Genomic DNA, 14,136 nt, shown 5'->3' with positions numbered 1-14,136 from the left:
CCCCCCCCCCCCCCCCCCCCCCCCCCCCCCCCCCCCCCCCCCCCCCCCCCCCCCCCCCCCTGCCGTCGGCTAGCCGGCGCGGCCCGCCGGCGCCTGAGTCGTCAGCAGGGGTGCGTGGCTCCGTGGTTGCTGAGATAGACGTCGCTGAACCAGCCCTCCTGGCTCGTACCGGAGATCCGGCCGTAGGTCCAGGTGTCCATCGTGAGGCCGTTCGAGGTGACCGAGCTGCCGGTGTCGTAGCACCAGTAGTAGATCTTCGCGCCGTGGGCGGCATAGCCGTACGCGTCGCAGTAGGTGTACGGGCCCTCGCGGCGGGCGAGGCTGTCGGCGGTGACCGTGCCGCTGCCCGCGTCCGCGTTGTGGTGGTAGAAGTCGCAGGCGACCTTGGGCGATACGTCGGCCGACGCCGAGGCCGAGGCCGACGCCGACGGCGCCAGGACGAGGCCGCTGCCGAGCAGTGCGGCTCCTGCCATGAGTCCGATGTGCGTCCTTTTCAGCACGTGGGTTCCCTCCCGTGATCGAGCGTGATGTCCGGTTTCTGCCTGCCGCACCCATCCCCCGGCGGCAGAGACTGGACCGGAACGCGTCACAGCGTGCGTGTCGGGCGCCGTCCGCGGCAATGTATTCAGCTGCCGCTGAACTGTCGGACGGGTCAGGCGCGGGACCGGACGGTGGGGGGACCGTGTGCTGAGGGTGCATTTCACCGCGGAGGACCTGTTACGGGTCCGGATGGCCGACGAGCCCGCGCCGTTGATGGAACTGGGCCTGGCGCTCATGACACTCAGACGCCCGGCGGACCCGGTGTTCCGCCAGTGGCGGCAGCGCGCCCAGCGGTCCCTCCCGCCGCAGGCCCGGCCGGTGCTCGACCTGCTGTCGCCGACCGGTACGGGCCCGCTGTTCCTCGACCCGCCCACCGCGGGCTTCGCCGAGGGGATGGACACCGTCCGCTCGGCGCCGCGCGCCTACGTTCGCTCCGAGCTGCTCAGGGTGCGCGCTCCGGAGCAGCCGCGCGCCCGGTGGGCCCGCGGGCTCGCCGACGACGACCGCGAGTCCTGGCAGCTCCTCGAGCGGTCGATGGCCGCGGCCTACGCGAGCCTGCTCGCCGGTGCCTGGCCGCGGGTCCGGGCCGGATTCCACGCGGAAGCGGCATGGCGTGCGCGGTACCTGGCCCGGCACGGGCTGCTCGCCACGCTGACCGGGCTGTCCGCCTCGGCCCGGTGGGACGGCATGGCCCTGGAGTTCCCGGGCGCGTACGACCGCGAGATCCGGCTGACCGGGCAGGGCCTGACGCTGCTCCCCTCGCTGCTCTGGACCGCAGGTCCGCTGCTCGCCCCGCAGCCCGAGGGCCCCACGCTCCTCGTCTACCCGGCCGTCACCCCGCTGCCCCTCCAGGAGGCCGCCGCCACCCCCGACCCCCTCAACGCCCTCCTCGGCAGCACCCGCGCGGCGATGCTCCGGCTGCTGACGGCGCAACACACCACCACGGGCCTGGCCAAGGCGCTCGACATCAGCCCCGCGGCGGCCTCCATGCAGGCCAGAACCCTGCGGGACGCCCGGCTGATCACCACCCGGCGCGAAGGCCGGAGCGTCTCGCACTGCTGCACCGCGCTGGGGCTCGACATGATCTCGGCGGCAACGCCCGCACTGTGCTGAGCGCGTCGGCACCACGCCTGCCGGAGGCGCACTCGGCCGTGCGGCGCGGCAGCTCCTCGGCGGCGGAGTCGGCGTGTTCGGCGTACGGTTGGGGGCATGACCGCTGGTGAGCCGACCATTGTCGCCACGTCCGGGGGGCTTCGGGCCGGCGGGCGGACCCGGGTGGAGTTCGACGCGCTCGTCCATCACGCCGTGGAGCTGTCGGGGGTGCACGGGCGCCGGCCGCGGGTGATGTACGTGGGGACCGCGATCGGGGACGCGGAGCACTTCACGGCGCGGGCGGTGGAGGCCGGACGGGTGGCGGGGTTCGACGTGACGCCGCTGCACCTGTTCCCGATGCCGAACGTCGCGGACATCGAGGGCGAGGTGCTGGCCCAGGACGTGGTGTGGGTGATGGGCGGTTCGGTGGTGAACCTGCTCGCGGTGTGGCGGGCGCACGGGGTGGACGCGGTGATGCGGCGCGCGTGGGAGTCCGAGGTGGTGCTCAGCGGGGTGAGCGCGGGCTCGATCTGCTGGTTCCGGGGCGGTACCACGGACTCCTACGGGCCGCGGCTGCGCCCGGTGACGGACGCGCTGGGCCTGCTGCCGTACGGGAACGGGGTGCACTACGACTCGGACGCGGGCCGGCGGCCGCTGGTCCACCGGCTCGTCGCGGACGGCACCCTGCCGGCGGCGCACTGCACGGACGACGGGGTCGGGCTGGTCTACCGCGGCACCGAACTGGTGGAGGCGGTCGCGGAGGTGCCGGGCAAGGGCGCCTACGTCGTCCGCCGCGAGGGGGACACCGCCGTGGAGGAGCGGATCGAGCCGCGCAGGCTGCCCCCGGTGTGAGGCGATCAGGCCAGCTCGCCCGCGGCGTTGAGGTCGTCGAAGAGCAACTGGTCGACGGGCGGGACGCGTTCACGGTCGGCGTACGAGAACCAGGCCGTCTCCTCGATCTCGCTGCTCGGCGCCAACCGCCCTTCGTACGCGGCGGTGTAGCACGCCATCCGCACCACGGCGCCCTCGGGCAGATTGGGCCCGCCGGCCTCGTACGTGCCCGCGTGGACGGCGCTGTGCGGGTCGAGCCGGACCGTCAGCTCCTCCCGGATCTCGCGGACCAGCGTCTCCAGATCCGTCTCGGCGCCCTCCCGCTTGCCGCCGGGAACGTAGAACACGCCCTTCCCGCGCGGCCGCGCGCACAGAATCCGGCCGCCCTCGATCCGCACCCAGGCGACCGTGTCGATCAGCACGCCGCCCCTCCTCTCCCCGGCACGGGGCCGACCCCGCAGCCGTACGCCACTCGCCTGCGCCGACCCTACGGGACGGCAGAATGACCCGCATGACCGCACACGACGCGAAGGCCGAACTGCACCTCTACCTCCAGGGCGCTCGGGAGGCGTTGCTGTGGAAGCTGGACGGGCTCTCGGAGTACGACATCCGGCGGCCGATGACGCCGACGGGCACCAATCTGCTCGGGCTGGTCAAGCACGTGACCGGCGCCGAACTGGGCTACCTCGGCGACACGTTCGGTCGGCCCTCCGGCAAGCTCGCGCAGTGGAGCGACGAGAACGCGGAGCCCAACGCCGACATGTGGGCCACCGCCGAGGAGTCGCGCGAGTTCATCGTGGCCGGATACCGCCGGGCGTGGGCGCACGCCGACGCGACGATCGAGGCACTGCCGCTCGACACGGTCGGCGAGGTCCCGTGGTGGCCGGCCGGCCGCAGGGACGTGACGCTGCACCACGCCGTGGTACGGGTCGTCGCCGACGCGCAACGGCACGCAGGCCACGCGGACATCCTGCGCGAACTCCTCGACGGCACCGTGGGGATGACGCGGCAGAACGTCGGCGTGCCCGAGCAGGACCGTGCGTGGTGGGAGGCGCACCGTGCCCGCGTCGAACAAGCCGCCGCCCAGGCTCCGACCGCCCGCACCGCCCCGCTCCCCGGACAGGCCACCGCGTAAGCGCTCGGCCGGGCGGCGCGGGGTCAGGCTTCCGCCGCCGTGTCGGGCCCGGCGGGGCGGGCGGGACGGCCGTCGCCCTGCTCCCCCGGGACGGACAGGTGCTTAAGCGCGGCGAGGAAGTGGTGGAAGGCGCGGTCGGCGCGGTCGGTGTCGCCGGTCGCGTCGAGGTCCATGATCAGCCCGCGGATGACCGCGAGCACGAGCGTGGCGAGGTCCGGCCGGCCGATGCTGCGCAGGCCCTCCTCCAGCGGGCCGAGCCAGTCGGTCGTCGCGGTGCGGCGGAAGTCGGGCCACAGCCGCTGTTCCGCGCTTTCGCGCAGCCGGCCGAACATCCGCAGGTAGGGCTGCCCGCCCGGGCCGGTGATGGCGCTCCAGGCGCGATCGAGCGTGGCCGGGTACGGCTCGCCGGGCCGCACGCGCAGCAGGTCGCCGAACGCGTCGAGTTGGCGTTGCCGTGCCCTTTCCAGGACGGCGCGCAGCAGGGCGTCGCGGGTGCCGAAGTGGTAGATCAGCATGCGGGCCGAGGTACCGGTGGCGGTGGCCAGCGGCTCCAGCCGGTCGGGCAGGCCGTGGGCGAGCGCGTGGTCGGCGCAGGCGTCGAGCAGCCTGTCCTTGATGTGCGGTTCCGGTCGTCTGCCCACGCCCCGACTTTTTCACGTAATTGTCGTTACGTCTATCGTCGGAAGGGAAGCAGGTCGCGCCAGACAGACACACGGAGGCTGGGATGAGGGTCGTGTTCGTGCACGGGGCATGCGTGCGGGACGGGTCGTGGTGGTGGCACCGCACCGCCGAGCTGCTGCGGGAGCGGGGGGTGCCGAGCGTGGCCCCGGCGCTGCCGAGCTGCGGCGAGGCGGGCCCGCCCGGCGGCGCCGGGGGTCCGGGGCTCGTCGAGGACGTCGCCGCGGTGCGCCGGGTGCTGCGCGACAGCGACGAGCCGACGGTCGTGGTCGCCCACAGCTACGGCGGCATCGTCACCGCGGAGGCCGCTGCCGGAATCGGGGCGGTACGCCATCTGCTGCTGGTCTCCAGCTACCTGCCCGAGGCCGGGCAGAGCCTGTCGGACTTCGGGGACGGCGGCCCCGCCCCGTTCCTCGACGTCGACCCCGATGCCGGCACCTTCGCGGTCCGCCCCGAACTGCTGGTGGACACCTTCCTCCATGACTGCGGCCCCGAGGTACAGGCGCAGGCGGCGGACCACCTCGCCGCGCAGAGCGTGCGGGTGACCGGGCAACCGGTCGGCGCGGCCGCGTGGCAGCAGGTGCCCTCGACATACCTCGTCTGCGCCCGGGACCGCGGCACCCCGCCGCGGCTCCAGCGCGAGTTCGCCCGGCGGGCCGCCGCCGTCGTCGAACTCGACGCCGGCCACCACCCCTTCCTGTCCCAACCGGCCGCGGTCCGGGACCTGCTGCTCGCCCTGTGACGACCCACCGCCGCGCCGCCACCGCACCCCCAGGGCCTGGGCGGGACCGCGCTGGTGGGCCTTCAGTTCGCGATGCGGGCGGGCCCGCCAGAGCAGGTCCGCGCTTCCGGCCGAGGCAGCTCGCCACAACTCCGCTCCGGTGAAGCCGCGGTCGCTTGTCCCGCCCGGCCCGCGGCACCCAGGAACCTCCGGGCACCACGACACCAGCCGAAACCCGCAAGTCGCTACTGGCATTGAGGTTGACGTGTCATTCGGACAGCCTGAAAGAGTCACGGCCGCCAGCATGCGCCTGCCGAATCCATGGCACCGCGAACCACAGGCCGAGATCGACCCGGCGAGGCGGTACACGCATGCCAACTATTCACCTCACGAATGCCAGTTATCGCAAATACTCATTTGAATAATGTTCGTTGCTGCTGCATCGTGGCCATTGCAAGCTGTTCGGGCGGAGCCGACGGCGCCGGCACATATCCTCAGCAGTTCGGCAATCCTCCCCACCGCTTCTCTCGCGCAATGGAATGCAACACTGGAGGTACCGACATGACGGTGAACGCTTCCCTCACCAGGGCCTCTCTCCCGGCGCGGGTATCGGCTGACACACCCGGACGCCGCATACGCCGTCGTCTGCGGCCCGCCGAAAACCTCAACGCCCCGGTCACGGTGCTGATCGTGCTGGTGGGTCTCGTTCTCCTGGCCTGCGGCGCACTCGGGCTCGGGGCGGCACTGTACGGGCTCTGCCACTGCCTGTAGAGCGCCGGCCGGGCCGTCCGCCGCATACCACTCCTCAGTGGTCGCCAGTCGGCCCAGGTGGCTGGGGAGTTGCGGGGAACCGAGTGCCGAGCGCGACACGTTCGAAGGCTCTGGCGGCCGCGCCCAGTGTCCTGTTGGTAGGGACGGCCAGGGAGATGGGCCAGTTCAGGTCGGCGTTCGTCACAGGCAGAGAACTGAGGCCGTTCCGAGCCCGGCCAACGCCTCGTGGCAGAAGTGCGATGCCCAGCCCGTGGCGGACGAAGTCGGCGCCGGAGGTTATGGACGTGATTTCGATGACGACTCGGCGTTGCAGACCAGCGGACTCGAAAGCCCGGTCGGCCACAGCTCGGTTGCCGTAGCCGACCGGGAAGTCGATGAAGGACTCCTCGGCCAGTTCCGAGAGGTCGACGCTCTCTTTTCGGGCCAGGCGGTGACCGGGGAGGGTCACAACGTCCAGGGGGGTGGAGGCGACCTCTGTCAGGCGGGCACCGGACGGAACCGCGCCTGGGATCGACACGAACGCCAGATCCATGGCGCCCTCTTTGACCGCGTGGATCAGCCCCGGTGAGCCGCCGTTCGAGGAAGCCGTGGCAAGGTGGACGGATACGCCAGGGTAGTCGCGGCGGAAGCGCCCGAGCAGTGCGGCCAGGTCGATGAGCCCGAGGGAGCTCATCGTCCCCAGGCGGAGGGTGCCGCGAACGCTGCCTGTGGCGTCGTCGACAGCGTTCCTTGCCTCCTCGGCGGCCAGCAGGGCAGCCCTGGCCTTGGGCAGCAGGGCGTTGCCGGCGTCGGTCAGTCCTACCCGGCGCGAGGTGCGCTGGACCAACTGGGCGTGCAGTTCGCGCTCCAGAGAGGCGATGGTCACCGACACGGCGGATTGCACGATGTGCAGGCGCGCCGCCGCGCGAGTGAAGCTTGATTCTTCCGCTACTGCGATGAAGCACTCGAGTTGACGCAGGTCCATGCCCTCGACTATCGCATGTTTAGATGGATGGAGACGACATCAATCGTCGGACGCCATCCTTCGTGTGACGGCCCGTCATGGCTGACAACTGCTCCGAGGCGGACGCCGAGGGCGTGGTCGTGCCCGTTCCTGTCGGGAAACGGCATACGCACCGATTTCCTCGACGGCTTGTGTTCCGCGCGCCGCGTCGCCGGACCTCGAATATACGGTCCGGCAGAGCATCCCTCGGACGCATGGGCGCCCAGGCCGAGTTCCCTCATCGATCTTCGGGATGAATCCGAGTCATCAACAAACACCATTGGACACCGCAGGGGTCCTGGACAACCCTGGGAAGTGGTTGCGGCGGGCTCTGGAACAACCATCCCTTTGCTGGCCTCTTCCAGAAGCCAGAGAACCTGCAGAAGAGAACTAAGCGATGGTCAAGGAGCTTCGAAGTGACCGTTCAAAGTGACGCACTCGGTGGGCGCCTCCCGTTGGTCGGCCTGGCAACGCTGACAGACGCGCAGCAGGAACTGTTCGACTATGTGGTGGCGAATCAGCTGCCGTGGGCAAACGACGCCGGGTTCAAAATCACGACCGACGACGGCCGCCTCATCGGCCCTTTCAACGGTTTTCTGCGTCGCCCCCGGGTGGCGTTGCAGTGGCTCGCTTTCGCTGAGGCCGAGGCGAAGCACACGTCGCTGACGGACCGGGTACGAGAGGTGGTGATCGTCGCTGTCGGAGCCGTGTGGGAGTCGCAGTACGAGATGTACGCCCACAAGATCCTGGCCCGCCAGTACGGTCTTTCGCCTGAGGTCGTCAAGGCGCTGGGCGAGGGGGCGGTACCGGATGAACTGAGCGACGACGAAAAACTCGCAGTACGCATCACACGGCAGTTGACGCTCAATCACCGCCTCGATGACGAACTCTTCCGCGAGGCTGAGCAGACTTTCGGTCATCAGGGGCTGTCCGACATCTGGGCAGTAATGGCCGAATACCAGGGAGTGTGCATCCTGTTGAACATGTTCACGGTCCCCATTCCCGACTGATCGCGTAGAACCGCGAAGCCATGACCCGTTCCGGGTCTTCTTTCGATCTCCGAGGAGATTTAAGGTGACAACTGAGAACAGCCGGCCCAAGCTGACGACGGTCGCTACGCTGCCGGAGCACTACTTTCTGGAGAATCTCGCGGTCCGTGCTGACGGCTCGATGCTGGTGACCGCGCTCAACCGCCGGGAGCTGTGGTGGGCGCCGGCTCCGGCGGAGGACGCGACCATCGGGGCCGTCCTGGTGGACCGGCTGGAGGGCCTGCCCATGAGCATCGTCGAGGCCGAGCCCGACGTGCTCTACGTGTCCTCGATGGCGCCGGCCACCCTGGACCGTTTCGACCTGCGCGCCTGGACGCCCGGCGCGCCGGTGAACCGCACCCGGGTACTCAACTTCGCGTCGCAGGCAGCGGGGCTGAACGGCAGCTGCCTGCTGGCTCCTGGCGTGATCCTGGTCGCCGACTGCGCGGCCGGTCTGATCTGGCGGGTCGACCTCAGCGACGACGGGATGGCCGGGACCGCCAAGGTCTGGTTGAAGCACGACTCCATGGCCCCCGGGCTGGACCCCGAGCGAGCGGTCCACCTGACGCAGACCTTCTCCATCCCCTACCCGGGCGTCAACGGCGTGCGTACGGCGGAGAAGTCGAACCACGTGTACTTCACCGGTTCGTGGGAGCAGATCTTCGTGCGGGTGGCCTTCGACCCCGACACCCACGAGCCGGTGGGAGAGCCGGAAGTGGTCTTCAAGGGCATCCACGCGGTCGACGACTTCTGCATGGACGAGAACAAGGGCGTCGCGTACATCACGACTCACATCGACAACAGTCTGTACAGCGTCCCGCTGGACCCCGGGGTCGCGGCGAAGGAGACCAAGCTCATCGTCGGTGACCCCATCGACGACCGGTTCCTCGGCCCGTCGAGCGCTGCGTGGGGCCGCCAGGAGGGTGACTACGGCCGCGTCGCCTACTTCACCACGGACGGTGGCCACACCCCGCCGAACAACTCCGGGCTGATCCGGCCCTCAGCGGTCGTTCGGATCGAGTTCTGAGCCGGTCGCAGTCCGCCCGGCCGAAGACGGCATGACGGAGAGCGTCTTCGGCCGGGCCCTTCGGGGACACCGGGCCCGTCCCACTCACAGCGGCCTCCCCGGCCCCGATGCCACTTCCACGTCTGTCATCAACTGTCGCTCCCATCGCGGTAGTTACACCGCTCGCCGTACAGACCCGTGCCGGTTCCTAGCCTCGCGGCTGCGTCAGCATCCGCCAGCCCGGGGCGTAGGTGCCGTGCAGGACCAGCGATGCCGCGCCCACCGCGCCCACCGCCTCGCCGATCACGCTGCGCTCGACGGCGACGCGCCGGATCACCCGGGTCACCGATGTCGTGTTGACGGCCGCCTCGACCTCCTCGCACATGATGTCCTCGATGCCGCGCAGCGCCTCCCCGCCCAGCACCACCCGCTCGACGTCGAGGAGGGCGACGGCGCCGCGGGCGGCCTGGCCGATGCGGGCGGCGGCGGTGCGGACGGCGTCGCAGGCCGCGCGGTCGCCGCGGCGGGCGGCCCGGCACAGCAGCTTCCAGTCCGCGTGCGCGGACTCCTCGACCCGCGCGGGGTCCGCGGCGCAGGCGAGCCCGATCCGCTCGGCGGCCGAACTGCCGTACCGGGCCAGCAGATCGGCCAGGACGGCGGACGGGCTGACGTACGGACCCAGGCAGTTGGTGCCACCGCAGTGGCAGGTCCGTTCGCCCGGCTCGACGGCCATGTGGCCGAACTCGCCCGCGTTGCTCGAATCACCGTGCAGCACCGTGTTGTTGAGCACGATCCCGGCGCCGATGCCGGTCCCGAGGTAGAGGAAGAGGAAGCTGCCGGCCCGGGCCCGGCCGCCGATCCAGCGTTCACCGATGGCCGCGGCGGTCGCGTCGTTGTCCATGGCGACCGGCATCCCGGTGGCGGCGCCGAACATCTCCAGCAGCGGCACCCGGCCCCAGCGGGGGAAGTTCGGCGGGTGCACCACCTCGCCCGCGGTGCCGTCGATCGGTCCGGGCGTGGCGATGCCGGTGCCGAGCAGCCGGGCGGGGTCCACCCGGGTGCGGGCGGTCAGGCGCCGGGCCGCGGCGGCCACTCGGGCCACCACGTCGGCCGGCTCGGCGGAGTCCGCGAGCGCGACCCGGCGCGAGGCCAGCACCTCGCCGGCGAGGTCGACCACCACGATCACCGCGGCGTCCGGATCGAGCTGCACCCCGACCGCGAACGCCCCGTCGGCGCGCGGCGAGAGCAGGGTCCGGCGCTTGCCGCCGCTGGAGGGCGCGTGCCCGGACTCCGTGATCAGGCCGGCCGCCAGCAGCCGCCGCACCACATTGGAGACGGTCTGGCTGGTCAGCCCGGTCAGCGGCGCCAGCTCCACCCGGCTGACCGGCCCCGCGGTCCGGATCGCGTCCAGGATCACGGCCTGGTTGTAGCCCCCCACCCGGGGCAGATTGGTCCCACCCTGCGTCACCGTGTCACGTTCCTCTCCCCTCGCCGTGTCACGCCTCCCGCCCGTCCCGTCCGCGCGCCGCCCGTACGAAGCCGCCGTACGAACCAGCCGCCGTACGAAGCAGCCGCCGTACGAAGCCGCCACGCAAAGTCGCCGCGCAAAGCAGCCGCCGCCCTAAACGGCCGCCGCACGCGCCCGACTTCGCGAGCCCCCGCCCGCATGCGCCCGCGCCCCATTCCGCTTACGCCCCCGCTCCGCCCGGAACGCTCCCCCACCCGGCACCGCCCGCGCCCCCGCGGCCCCGCGGCCACCGCGGCGAACCGCCCCGCCGCGCGCCCCGCGCCCGCTTCCGCACCCCCCGACGGCGGGAAGTTTACATGTCAGAAGCGTTGACTTACTCCATCCATTGGATTTAGCTTCGCCGACAACCAGGGCGCCGCCCGCCCTGCCGGCCACAGGTTTCCGACTGTCGGCGCCCTGTGGCACACCCGCGTCCCGCGCCCGGCCCGCCCTGTCACCTCACGCTCGCGGGCCGAGTACGGGCACTCCACCGGAGGTTGAGCGTGCGCACGAGACTCACCGTTGCCGCCGGCATCACCGCCGTCACCGCACTGCTGGGCGCGACCGCAGCGGGCTGCGGTTCCGGTTCCGGCAGTTCCGGAAAAACGATCAAGGTCGTCTACCAGAAGCAGCTCAACAGCAGCAACACGGTGCAGCCCGACTTCCTGGCCGCGCAGGTCAAGGCGTTCGAGAAGGCGAACCCCGGCACCACCGTCAAGCTCGTGCCCGTCACCGCCAGCGAGAACGACTACTACACGAAGATCCAGCTGATGATGCGCTCCCCCGTGACCGCGCCCGACCTGGTCTACGAGGACACCGCCACCATCAACTCCGACGTGGCCAGCGGGTACTTGAAGCCGCTGGACAGCTACCTGGCGTCGTGGCAGGACTGGAGCCGTTACGCGGCGGCGTCCAAGACCGCGATGAAGTACGCCAAGGACGGCAAGACCTACGGCGTCCCGGACAACACCGATACCCGCGGCATCTGGTACAACAAGACGCTCTTCAAGCAGGCCGGCATAGCAGTGCCCTGGCAGCCGAAGACCTGGGCCGACGTACTCACCGCGGCCCGCACCATCAAGGCCAAGGTGCCCGGCGTCACCCCGATGAACCTCTACACCGGCACCGCGGGCGGCGAGCAGTCCTCGATGCAGGGCTTCGAGATGCTGCTGTACGGCACGGCCGCCGGCGGCAACTCCCTCTACGACGCGGCGCAGCAGAAGTGGGTGGTGGGCAGCGCGGGCTTCAAGGACGCGCTGGACTTTCTGCACACCGTCTACAGCGAGAACCTCGGCCCGAAGGTGCAGACCGCGCTCGGCGTCAACATCGGCGCTCAGGTCGGCACCGAGATGATCCCGCAGGGCAAGCTCGCCATCGACATCGACGGCTCCTGGATGCCCAACAACTGGATTCGCACCGGCGCGAAGCCCTGGCCGCAGTGGGAGACCACGATGGGCGAGGCCGCGATGCCGACCCAGAACGGCCAGGGCAAGGGCAAGGTCAGCATGTCCGGCGGCTGGGCCTGGTCGATCCCGGCCAAGGCGAAGAACACCGCCCTGGCGTGGAAGTTCCTCCAGGCGCTGGAGACGGAGTCCGCCTCGGCGCAGTGGAACAACGTCAACGCCACCATCCCCACCCGCCAGGACGTCGCCGCCGACCCGAAGTACCTCAAGGCGCTGCCGACCAACGAGTTCTTCAGCTCCCTGGTCGCAGACACCTACTACCGGCCCGGTGTGCCGGCCTACACCCAGGTCTCGACCGCCATCCAGAAGGCCATGGAGTCGGTGACGACCGGTCAGGCCTCCGTCGACAAGGCCGCGAGTACGTTCGATAACGATGTCAAGTCCGCGGTCGGCGCGGACCACACTGTCCAGGGCGCGCAGTGACCTCCGCCGCGCCCGCCCCCACCGCTCCCGCCGCCGGCCGCAAGGGGGCCGGCGGCGGCCGGTCCGAGCGGGGGCCGCTGCCGGCGCCGCTGGCCGCGCTGCTGCGCGGGCTGCCGGTGCTGCCGTCGGTGGTGCTGCTGGCGGTGTTCCTCGCCGGGCCGATCGGGTACTGCGTCTACTACGCCTTCACCGACATGCAGCTCACCGGCGCGTCGGGCACCCACTTCACCGGGCTGCACAACTTCTCCCGCGCCTTCGGCGACCCCGACTTCACCAACGCGGTCGAGCTGACGCTGCTGTTCGTGATCGGCTCGGCGGTGATCGGGCAGAACACGCTGGGGCTGGCGCTGGCGGTGCTGATGGAGAAGGCGTCCAAGCCGGTGCGGTCGTTCACCAGCGCGGTGGTGATCTCCGCGTGGGTGCTGCCGGAGGTGGTCGCGGGCTACCTGATGTACGCGTTCTTCTTCCAGCAGGGCTCGCTCAACGTGATCCTGCGCTTCCTGCACCTGCCGCAGCAGAACTGGCTGTACACGCTGCCGATCCTGGCGGTGTGCCTGGCCAACGTGTGGCGCGGCACCGCGTTCTCGATGCTGGTGTTCTCCGCGGCGCTCGGTGATGTGCCGCGCGAGCTGGTGGAGGCGGCGGAGGTGGACGGCGCGAACCCGTGGCAGCGGCTGTGGCGGGTGACGCTGCCGGTGATCCGGCGCTCGATCCTCACCAACCTGATGCTCATCACATTGCAGACGCTGTCGGTGTTCGGGCTGATCTACACGATGACCCGGGGCGGCCCGGGCAACAAGACCGAGACGCTGCCGATCTTCATGTACCAGCAGGCGTTCCAGAACAGCCTGATCGGCTACGGCACCGCGATCGCGCTGGTGCTGCTGGTGGTGGGGGCGCTGTTTTCTGTGGTGTACATCCGGATGCTCAGAATCGAGGAGGGGTGACGAGCGAGTCACCGCAGTGGGCGGCCGACGAAGGAGGCCGTCCGCGGAGGAGACGAGGAGGAACACCGACCAATGAAAGGGGCGGGGTGATGGCCGCTACGGACAGTGCGCCTGTCGCGGCGGTCTCGGCCGGGCGGCGGGCACCGGTGCGGGTGCGGGTGGGGCGGACCCGCAAGGGGCGGGTGCGGGCGGGGCGCAGCGTGATCAACGTGGTGCTGCTGCTGTTCTCGGTGCTGTACCTGGTGCCGCTGGTGTGGATGGTGCTGGCGTCGGTCAACGCGCACGCGTCGTTCAGGCTGTCGGTGCCCTCGCCGACCACCGCGAACTTCCGCCATGTGCTCACCTACGACACCACGTTCCGGCCGATGCTCAACGGCCTGCTGCTGTGCGGCGGCGGGACCCTGGTGTGCGTGGTGTGCTCGATCCTGGCCGCGTATCCGCTGTCGCGGTTCCGGTCGCGGCTGCGCCGGCCGTTCCTCTACACGATCCTGTTCAGCACCGGACTGCCGATCACCGCGGTGATGATCCCGGTGTACAGCATGTTCGTGCAGGTCAACCTGATCGACTCGATGCCGGCGACCACGCTGTTCCTGGCCGCGTCCGCGCTGCCGTTCGGGATCTGGCTGATGAAGAACTTCATGGACGGGGTGCCGGTGGTGCTGGAGGAGGCCGCCCGGATCGACGGCGCCAACTCCATGCAGGTGCTGTGGCGGATCGTGCTGCCGCTGATGTGGCCGGGGGTGATCGTGGTGACGATCTTCACCTTCATCAGCATGTGGGGGAACTTCTTCGTGCCGTTCATCCTGCTGCTGACGCCGGAGAAGCTGCCTGCCTCGGTGAGCGTCTTCAACTTCCTCAGCGCCCACGACTACACGCAGTACGGGCAGTTGTCGGCGTTCTCGATCCTGTACTCGATCCCCGTGGTGATGCTCTACCTGGTGCTCGCCCGGCGGTTGGGCGGCGGGTTCGCGCTGGGCGGCGCGCTCAAGGGCTGACCGGCCGCCGTTCCGTT

14 protein-coding genes are annotated in these 14,136 nt (G+C 70.6%); 9 read left to right on the top strand and 5 right to left on the bottom strand.

The genetic code is table 11. The features are described from left to right. Positions 1-101 precede the first annotated feature (101 nt). Positions 102-473, bottom strand: coding sequence for a hypothetical protein (locus AC3EVP_RS29780; protein ID WP_435135226.1), 372 nt, complete (start codon positions 471-473; stop codon positions 102-104). Positions 474-684: 211 nt separating this feature from the next. Between AC3EVP_RS29780 and AC3EVP_RS29775 the strand changes: the two genes are divergently transcribed. Then, on the top strand, positions 685-1,653 hold the full coding sequence (locus AC3EVP_RS29775) for an ArsR/SmtB family transcription factor (RefSeq protein WP_435135223.1): 969 nt from the start codon (positions 685-687) through the stop codon (positions 1,651-1,653). A gap of 96 nt (positions 1,654-1,749) precedes the next feature. Continuing rightward, on the top strand, positions 1,750-2,484 hold the full coding sequence (locus AC3EVP_RS29770; protein ID WP_435135220.1) for a Type 1 glutamine amidotransferase-like domain-containing protein: 735 nt from the start codon (positions 1,750-1,752) through the stop codon (positions 2,482-2,484). 5 nt (positions 2,485-2,489) lie between these two features. Here AC3EVP_RS29770 and AC3EVP_RS29765 read toward each other — a convergent pair whose 3' ends face one another. Continuing rightward, complete coding sequence (locus tag AC3EVP_RS29765; protein ID WP_335979503.1) at positions 2,490-2,885, bottom strand: NUDIX hydrolase; 396 nt, start codon at positions 2,883-2,885, stop codon at positions 2,490-2,492. 89 nt (positions 2,886-2,974) lie between these two features. On the opposite strand from AC3EVP_RS29765, the gene AC3EVP_RS29760 reads away from it, so the two are divergent. Beyond that, complete coding sequence (locus AC3EVP_RS29760; protein WP_435135217.1) at positions 2,975-3,598, top strand: DinB family protein; 624 nt, start codon at positions 2,975-2,977, stop codon at positions 3,596-3,598. Between the two features lie 23 nt (positions 3,599-3,621). Here the strand turns inward: AC3EVP_RS29760 and AC3EVP_RS29755 are convergent, their stop codons facing one another. Then, a complete protein-coding gene (locus AC3EVP_RS29755; RefSeq protein ID WP_435135215.1) occupies positions 3,622-4,239 on the bottom strand; it encodes a TetR/AcrR family transcriptional regulator in 618 nt (205 codons plus the stop codon). A gap of 83 nt (positions 4,240-4,322) precedes the next feature. On the opposite strand from AC3EVP_RS29755, the gene AC3EVP_RS29750 reads away from it, so the two are divergent. Next, the gene (locus AC3EVP_RS29750; protein ID WP_435135212.1) at positions 4,323-5,018 is read left to right on the top strand and encodes an alpha/beta hydrolase; all 696 of its coding nucleotides are present in this window, start codon (positions 4,323-4,325) and stop codon (positions 5,016-5,018) included. A 784-nt stretch (positions 5,019-5,802) separates the two neighbouring features. On the opposite strand, the gene AC3EVP_RS29745 is transcribed toward AC3EVP_RS29750, so the two are convergent. Further along, positions 5,803-6,732: a LysR family transcriptional regulator gene (locus AC3EVP_RS29745; RefSeq protein ID WP_435135210.1), complete on the bottom strand. Its 930-nt coding sequence runs from the start codon at positions 6,730-6,732 to the stop codon at positions 5,803-5,805. 434 nt (positions 6,733-7,166) lie between these two features. On the opposite strand from AC3EVP_RS29745, the gene AC3EVP_RS29740 reads away from it, so the two are divergent. After that, the gene (locus AC3EVP_RS29740; protein ID WP_435135207.1) at positions 7,167-7,760 is read left to right on the top strand and encodes a carboxymuconolactone decarboxylase family protein; all 594 of its coding nucleotides are present in this window, start codon (positions 7,167-7,169) and stop codon (positions 7,758-7,760) included. Between the two features lie 64 nt (positions 7,761-7,824). Continuing rightward, on the top strand, positions 7,825-8,805 hold the full coding sequence (locus tag AC3EVP_RS29735; protein WP_435135204.1) for a hypothetical protein: 981 nt from the start codon (positions 7,825-7,827) through the stop codon (positions 8,803-8,805). Positions 8,806-8,992: 187 nt separating this feature from the next. On the opposite strand, the gene AC3EVP_RS29730 is transcribed toward AC3EVP_RS29735, so the two are convergent. Continuing rightward, positions 8,993-10,252 (bottom strand): ROK family transcriptional regulator, encoded by a 1,260-nt coding sequence (locus AC3EVP_RS29730; RefSeq protein ID WP_435135201.1) that lies wholly within the window; start codon positions 10,250-10,252, stop codon positions 8,993-8,995. A 542-nt stretch (positions 10,253-10,794) separates the two neighbouring features. Here AC3EVP_RS29730 and AC3EVP_RS29725 point away from each other — a divergent pair. From AC3EVP_RS29725 to AC3EVP_RS29715, 3 genes are all read left to right on the top strand, one after another. Beyond that, a complete protein-coding gene (locus AC3EVP_RS29725) occupies positions 10,795-12,177 on the top strand; it encodes an extracellular solute-binding protein (RefSeq protein WP_335979494.1) in 1,383 nt (460 codons plus the stop codon). Further along, a complete protein-coding gene (locus tag AC3EVP_RS29720) occupies positions 12,174-13,124 on the top strand; it encodes a carbohydrate ABC transporter permease (protein WP_435135198.1) in 951 nt (316 codons plus the stop codon). The genes AC3EVP_RS29725 and AC3EVP_RS29720 overlap by 4 nt, the downstream gene beginning before the upstream one ends. A gap of 89 nt (positions 13,125-13,213) precedes the next feature. Continuing rightward, the gene (locus tag AC3EVP_RS29715; RefSeq protein WP_435135195.1) at positions 13,214-14,119 is read left to right on the top strand and encodes a carbohydrate ABC transporter permease; all 906 of its coding nucleotides are present in this window, start codon (positions 13,214-13,216) and stop codon (positions 14,117-14,119) included. The last annotated feature ends 17 nt before the right edge of the window (positions 14,120-14,136 follow it).

It is taken from the genome of Actinacidiphila sp. bgisy144 (assembly GCF_057708105.1).
The sequence above is the reverse complement of the archived record's forward strand: the minus strand, read 5'-3'. Positions and strand labels throughout refer to the sequence as shown.

What these genes read in the sequence shown, in the direction of transcription:
- AC3EVP_RS29770 (WP_435135220.1), top strand. Translation starts at nt 1,750, where the DNA reads ATGACCGCTGGTGAGCCGACCATTGTCGCCACGTCCGGGGGGCTTCGG.
- AC3EVP_RS29745 (WP_435135210.1), bottom strand. Translation starts at nt 6,732, where the DNA reads ATGGACCTGCGTCAACTCGAGTGCTTCATCGCAGTAGCGGAAGAATCA.
- AC3EVP_RS29715 (WP_435135195.1), top strand. Translation starts at nt 13,214, where the DNA reads ATGGCCGCTACGGACAGTGCGCCTGTCGCGGCGGTCTCGGCCGGGCGG.
- AC3EVP_RS29750 (WP_435135212.1), top strand. Translation starts at nt 4,323, where the DNA reads ATGAGGGTCGTGTTCGTGCACGGGGCATGCGTGCGGGACGGGTCGTGG.
- AC3EVP_RS29780 (WP_435135226.1), bottom strand. Translation starts at nt 473, where the DNA reads ATGGCAGGAGCCGCACTGCTCGGCAGCGGCCTCGTCCTGGCGCCGTCG.
- AC3EVP_RS29760 (WP_435135217.1), top strand. Translation starts at nt 2,975, where the DNA reads ATGACCGCACACGACGCGAAGGCCGAACTGCACCTCTACCTCCAGGGC.